The following is a 6,157-nucleotide window of genomic DNA, read 5'->3' as shown; positions in this document are numbered from 1 at the left end:
CGGTACCGGCAGCTTGCAGCATCTGGGATGGGAGGTCCTCGCCCAGATGACGGGTGCGAAATTCAACCATGTACCCTACAAGGGTGGCGCTCCGGCGATCGTCGCCACGCTTGCGGGCGAAGTTCAGATCGGCTTCATCACGCTCACCAGAGCAAGACCGCACCTGCAGGCCGGACGCGCCCGGGCGCTGGCCGTCACGTCGCGCGAGCGCATGCGCGCGATGCCGGACCTGCCGACGATCGCCGAGCTGGGCGTGCCTGGTTACGAGCTCAATCAGTATTACGGCGTCGCGATCACCGCCAAGGCACCGCCCGCGATCGTCAGAAAGCTGAGCGATGGTATCGCCGCGGCCGTCAGGGCGCCGGATGTCGCGCAGCGGTTCGAAGCCGATCGCTGGACCCTGGTCGGTTCGACTCCGGATCAGTTCGGCGCGGTCATCCGTGCGGACCTGGAGAAGTGGACCAAGGTGATGAAAAACATCGGTCACGCGCTCAACTATTGATAGCGCCGTTTCGAAACATCGACCCAACGTAAACCTATGGCCAGGACACCGGACTACTTCAAGGGCAAGACGATCGCGATTACGGGCGCGGGCAGCGGGATCGGCAGGGCGACAGCCATGATCTTCGCGCGCGAGGGCGCACGCGTCGTCTGTGGGGATATCAACGAGGCAGGCGGCCAGGAAACCGCGCAGCTGGTCACGGCCGCGGGCAGACTTGGGGCCCCGCTGCTTACTCAGGCCGGCGTAAGCTCGGATACTGCCTTCAGGCGGTTTCCAATTGCGCGCTCTGCAAGCTTGAGGTCATAGGTGGCCTGCAGATTCAGCCAATACTGCGGTGACTGAGCGAATGCGCGAATTGGGCTTGCGATATGGCCCTTTCCTCGAGGATCTCTCGAAGAAACTCTCCCGGATGAATCGCTGGCAAACCATTCCCGATCATGTGACGCTCTGCCAGCGAGTCCGGCGCCGCCAACGTGGTTGGCGCCAGCGTGTTTTCGGCAACGATGGTGCTGCTGTATCTCGTGTCGACGCTGTACCACGCTCTGCCGGCCGGGCGCGCCAAGCGTGTCTTCATGAAGCTCGACCACGGCGCAATCTGTGTATTCATTGCCGGCAGCTATACGCCGTTTGCCCTGGGTGCGCTGCGCGGTGCGTGGGGGTGGACGCTCTTCGGCCTGGTGTGGGCGCTCGCAGTCTTCGGGGTGACGATGAAGGCATGCGACCGGCTATCGCATCCCTGGCTTTCGACGGGTCTCTACCTCGTCATGGGCTGGCTTGCACTCATCGCGGCCGTGCCGCTGGTCGAGCGGGTGCCGCTGCCCGGCGTGCAATTGGTCGTGGCCGGAGGCATCGCCTACACGGCGGGCGTCGTATTCTTCGTGCTGGATTCGCGCTTCCGCTACGCGCACGCGATCTGGCATGGCTTCGTTGTTGCGGGCAGCAGTCTTCATGTCTTCGCGGTGCTGCATTACGCCGCGTGACCAGTCGCCTACGTCATGGTCTAACTTCGGTGTTCCGCGGCCCGGGCGCGCGCTCCTCAGGGTACAGCTGCCGGCCGGCTGTATCGATGATCGCGACGCTCAGGGGTCTGAGCGCCGCGGAGATTGGCCGCACGGCGGCACGTTGCTCCCCGGCTTTCTTGCTTGCAGGGCGCGTCGCCCCTGTCCCCGCTGTTACTGCCTCGCCGCGCTCGGTTCCTCCTGCGCAACGATCACCATCCAGCCCACACCGAAGCGATCGGCCAGCATGCCGAAGCGAGGCGAGAAGAACGTCTTGGTGAGCGGCATCTGCACCTGACCGCCTTCGCTCATCGCGGCGAACACGCGATCGGCTTCGGCTTCCTCGCGCACCGCGATCGTCAACGCGAATCCCTGGAAGCTCGGGCGTCCTTCGCAGCGGCCGTCGGAGGCCATGATCAGCGTGTCGCCGACCTTGAAGGCTGCGTGCATCACCTTGTCGTCGGCGCCCGGCTGCGCGCAGCCCTCTTGCGGCGGTTCGGGGCTGTCCTTGAAGCGCATCAGAAACGTGGTCTCGGCGCCGATCGCGCTGCGGTAGAACGCCAGTGCTTCTTCACAGCAGCCATCGAAAAACAGATAGGGTTCGACGTACATTGTTGATGTCTCCTCGTTGGTAAATGGGTAAATTGGGACGCACACGGTAAATTGGCGGTAAATTGGGACGCACACAATTTCCATAAACGACCGTATGAAGTACTACGCACGGCGGAACGAAATTGTGTGCGTCCCAATTTACGGTGAAGCCCGCAAGGCTATTTCGGCACGCCGAGCGCGCTGCGGGTCTGCGCGTCGTCGGCGACCGGGCGGATTTCCACGCAGCCGTAGCGCGCCCCCGGTATTCGTGCCGCGATCTGGATCGCTTCGTTGAGGTCGCGCGCCTCGACGATGTAATAGCCGCCGAGCTGTTCCTTCGTTTCGGCGTAGGGGCCGTCGGTCGCGGTCACGCGGCCTTGGCGCACCCGCACGGTCACCGCGGTTTCCGGTGGCTGCAGCCGGTTGGCGGTGAGGAATTGGCCGCCGGCACGCAGGTTCTCGGTGAATTCGCGGTACTCCTCGAAGTGCGCGGCCGCCTCGGCGGGTGCGAACCGCTCCATCCAGGTTTCCGCGCAGATGAGACAGAGGTATTTCACGGGCTTCTCCTGGCAAATTGCATTCCCTAGTCGTTGCCGACCTTCCGGAATCGACAGCGGGCGAGAGGAATTTCGCCAGTCTGTGCTCCGGCAAGGAAGCCGGAAGGTCGCGGCTAGCTTGGGGGCGTCGACCTCAGGGCAGCGATCCGCATTTTTAGAAAGCGCCGCTCCGGCTCCTGGCGAGCGAGCTTGAGTGCCCGGGTGTAGGCAGTGAGCGCATCGTCGTCGCGTCCGAGGCGGCGGCAGAAATCCGCCCGGGCCGCATGCGCGAGGTGGTATTGCATGAGCTCGCCGCGAGCGAAAATGGCATCGACCAGCTCCAGTCCGGCAGCCGGTCCGTCGCGCATCGAGATCGCCGCCGCCCGGTTCAGCTCGATGATCGGCGAAGGCTCGATGCGCGCCAGGACGTCGTAGAGGCCGACGATCTGCGCCCAATCGGTATCGGCCGATGACAACGCCTCGGCATGCACCGCCGCGATCGCCGCCTGGATGGCGTAGGGACCGTATCCGCGCAAGGCAAGCGCCCGTTGCACCAAGACGATACCTTCGCGGATGTAGTCGCGGTTCCAAGCCGAACGATCCTGATCTTCGAGCAGGACCAGGTTACCCGCAGCGGAAGTACGCGCCTCGCGCCGCGACTCGTGCAGCAACATGAGCGCGAGCAGTCCCATGACTTCGGGTTCCGACAGGAGCTCCAGCAGCAAGCGGCCGACCCGGATTGCCTCGCCGGAGAGATCGTGCCGCGTCAATGCCTCACCGGCGGATGCGTAATATCCCTCGTTGAACACCAGGTAGATCGTGCGCAGGACGCTATCGAGCCGTTCCGGCAACTCCGCGCGCGGCGGAACGCGGTAGGGAATGCGTGCGTCGCGGATCTTGTTCTTGGCGCGTACGATGCGCTGCGCGAGCGTAGCCGGGGTCGTGAGGAATGCGCGCGCGATCTCCTCGGTGGTGAGCCCGCACACTTCCCGCAGCGTGAGCGCAACCTGCGCGTCCGAGGGCAGCGCGGGATGGCAGCAGGTGAAGATGAGCCGCAGGCGATCGTCTTCCAGCTCTTCCCTGTCGGCATCGGGCCCCGGCTCCGCCGCGTCTTCGAGCTCGATGGCGAGCTCGGCAGCCGCGGCGTCGAAGCGGGAGCGGCGCCGGATCTTGTCGATGGCCTTGAAGCGGCCCGTGGACACGAGCCAGGCGCGCGGGTTGGCGGGGATGCCGTCACGGCTCCATTGCTCCACCGCGGCGATGAAAGCGTCGTGCAGCGCTTCTTCCGCGATGTCGAAGTGGCCGAGCAGACGGATCAACGTGGCGAGCACGCGCCGCGACTCGCTGCGATAGATCGCGTCGACCGCCTGGCGGATGGGTATGTTCACTTCCACGTCCTCGGGGTTCGCTAGGGCAACCGTGAGGGCGAAGCCTAAAGGCGGATGGCGCAAAGGGGAAGAGGGAAAGCGGCTACCATCGCGGGTCGGAACTGGCGAGGGCGGTCATGTTCGTTCTGGGCGACCCGGGGGCGACGCTCGCCGGGCTCGCGATCATCGTCTTCGGCTATGTCGTCTTCGGCTTTACCGGCTTCGGCGCATCGCTGTTCACCGTTCCGGTGCTCTCGCACTTTTATCCGTTGCCGCTGGTGCTTGCCCTGGCGTCCCTGCTCGATCTCGCCGCCGCCATCACGGTCGGCGCTCAGGGACGGCGCGATGCCGCCGTGCGCGAGCTGAAATGGCTGATCCCGTTCTCGCTCGCGGGCGCTGTTCTGGGCGTGAGCCTGCTGGTGAGTCTGCCGCGCACGGCGAGCCTGCTCGCCCTCGGCGTCTTCATCGGCGGTTACGGCGCCTATCAACTGGCGAGCCGCCGCAAGAGCGCACCGATCTCGCAGGCCTGGGCACCGCTCGCCGGAATGATCGGCGGTGCCAGCGGGACCTTGTTCGGCATGGGCGGGCCGCCGTATCTGCTCTACCTTGCCCGGCGCATCGAGGACAAGAATGCGCTGCGCGCAACCATGGGGGTGATGGTCTGGTTCAGCCTCGTGATCCGGCTGGTCGTATTCGCCGCAGCGGGCGTGCTGCTTCAGCCGGGAATCGCGACCGGCTTGCTCTGGTTCCTGCCGGCGGCAGGTCTCGGGCTGTGGCTCGGCAACCGCATTCACATGCGTGCCGCAAGCACGGGAGTCGTGCGGATTCTCTATGGGCTCCTGATTGTTTCCGGTTTGTCGCTCATTGCTCGCGCGCTGCTCGTAACCTCGGCCTGATCCTTCCTCGTGTCATCGGTCGTCCGTGGCCGGCCGATCGGACTGGGTATCGGCACGGTCGCGTGTCCGCATCGATCCGGCCACGATGTCGAAGGCATACAGACGGCATTCGAGCGCCCCGTTGTAGAGCGGCGTGCGGCGCGCTGGCTTCAGGCCGATCAGCTTCGGCAGGCGCGTATCTGCGGTGAAGAAGCAGCAGCGCCAACCGGCGAAGTGTCGCTTGAGCCGGTCGCCGAGCTTGGGATAGAACGCGGCGAGTGCCTCCTGCTCGCCGATGCGTACGCCGTAAGGCGGGTTCGCGACCAGGATTCCGTTCGGGGCAGGCGCGGACGCTTCGAGGATGTCGACCTGTTGGAGCGAGACCACCGCTTCGATGCCGGCTCGGCGAAGCGCGTCCCGGGTGGCATTCACCGCCTTGCGATCGTGATCCGAGCCGTGAATCGGCAACGGGCCGAGCGGTTGGCGTGCGGCATCCGCGGCCTCGCGCACTTCGCGCCACAAGCGCGCGTCGTAAGTGCTCAGGCGCTCGAAAGCAAAGCCGCGATTCGTGCCCGGCGCGATCCCGAGCGCGATGGTTGCCGCCTCCAGCAGGAACGTGCCGCCGCCGCACATCGGATCGAGCAACGGTGCGTGTGGCTCCCAACCGGCGATGTGAAGAATGCCGGCGGCGAGGTTTTCGCGCAGGGGTGCATCCACGACGCTGGTGCGCCAGCCGCGCTTGAACAGCGGATCGCCCGAGGTGTCGAGATAGAAGCTCGCCCGGTTGCGATCCAGGAAGACATGGATGCGCACATCGGGAGTGCGCGTATCGACGTCGGGGCGCGACCCGGTGGCGGCCCGGAACATATCGCAGACGGCATCCTTCACGCGCAGCGTAACGAAGTCCAGGCTTTCGAGCGGCGAGCGTATGGCCGAGACGGCGACGCGAATCGTGCAGCTGCCATCGAACCATCGCATCCAGTCGACCGCACGCGCCGCACGATAGATATCGTCTGCGCTGCGATAGTCCGCGCCGCCGACCAGCAACAGGATGCGGCTCGCAAGCCGGCTCTCCAGATTGGCGCGGTAGAGCAGGCGCGCGTCACCGTTCGCGGTCACACCGCCGTCGGTTGTTGTGGTCGTGCCCGCACCGAGTCGCGAAAGCTCGGCGGCGAGCAGCGTTTCCAGGCCGCGCGGACAGGGCGCGAACAATTGCAGGGACATGGGCCAAGCCTATCGATAATCCGCAAAGTGACTGACGGGCCGCTTTTTGCACGACACGCCCCTC

Annotated in this window: 8 protein-coding genes and 1 pseudogene; 4 read left to right on the top strand and 5 right to left on the bottom strand. The window is 65.4% G+C overall.

Annotated elements, in window-relative coordinates; genetic code table 11:
• Nucleotides 1-46 precede the first annotated feature (46 nt).
• Entirely contained in the window at nt 47-502 is a 456-nt protein-coding gene (locus GEV05_05420) for a hypothetical protein (protein MPZ42840.1), read from the top strand.
• A gap of 36 nt (nt 503-538) precedes the next feature.
• Entirely contained in the window at nt 539-808 is a 270-nt protein-coding gene (locus GEV05_05415) for an SDR family NAD(P)-dependent oxidoreductase (protein MPZ42839.1), read from the top strand.
• Here the strand turns inward: GEV05_05415 and GEV05_05410 are convergent.
• A pseudogene (locus tag GEV05_05410) lies at nt 736-941 on the bottom strand (hypothetical protein). The gene GEV05_05415 and the pseudogene GEV05_05410 sit on opposite strands and share 73 nt — an antisense overlap.
• Nucleotides 942-975: 34 nt before the next feature.
• Between GEV05_05410 and GEV05_05405 the strand changes: the two are divergent.
• Nucleotides 976-1,482: a hemolysin III family protein gene (locus GEV05_05405; protein MPZ42838.1), complete on the top strand. Its 507-nt coding sequence runs from the start codon at nt 976-978 to the stop codon at nt 1,480-1,482.
• A 192-nt stretch (nt 1,483-1,674) separates the two neighbouring features.
• On the opposite strand, the gene GEV05_05400 is transcribed toward GEV05_05405, so the two are convergent.
• From GEV05_05400 to GEV05_05390, 3 genes are all read right to left on the bottom strand, one after another.
• Entirely contained in the window at nt 1,675-2,112 is a 438-nt protein-coding gene (locus GEV05_05400; GenBank protein MPZ42837.1) for a VOC family protein, read from the bottom strand.
• 158 nt (nt 2,113-2,270) lie between these two features.
• Nucleotides 2,271-2,648 (bottom strand): YciI family protein, encoded by a 378-nt coding sequence (locus tag GEV05_05395; GenBank protein ID MPZ42836.1) that lies wholly within the window; start codon nt 2,646-2,648, stop codon nt 2,271-2,273.
• Nucleotides 2,649-2,761: 113 nt separating this feature from the next.
• Nucleotides 2,762-4,003, bottom strand: a complete 1,242-nt coding sequence (locus GEV05_05390) for a sigma-70 family RNA polymerase sigma factor (GenBank protein MPZ42835.1) — start codon at nt 4,001-4,003, stop codon at nt 2,762-2,764.
• A gap of 128 nt (nt 4,004-4,131) precedes the next feature.
• Here GEV05_05390 and GEV05_05385 point away from each other — a divergent pair, with 128 nt between their 5' ends.
• On the top strand, nt 4,132-4,890 hold the full coding sequence (locus GEV05_05385; GenBank protein MPZ42834.1) for a TSUP family transporter: 759 nt from the start codon (nt 4,132-4,134) through the stop codon (nt 4,888-4,890).
• 12 nt (nt 4,891-4,902) lie between these two features.
• Here GEV05_05385 and GEV05_05380 read toward each other — a convergent pair whose 3' ends face one another.
• A complete protein-coding gene (locus GEV05_05380) occupies nt 4,903-6,093 on the bottom strand; it encodes a class I SAM-dependent RNA methyltransferase (GenBank protein ID MPZ42833.1) in 1,191 nt (396 codons plus the stop codon).
• Nucleotides 6,094-6,157: the final 64 nt, after the last annotated feature.

The sequence above is a fragment of the Betaproteobacteria bacterium genome, assembly GCA_009377585.1.
GTDB lineage: Bacteria > Pseudomonadota > Gammaproteobacteria > Burkholderiales > WYBJ01 > WYBJ01.
Note: the sequence above shows the minus strand (reverse complement) of the source record. Positions and strands in the feature narration are given on the sequence as shown.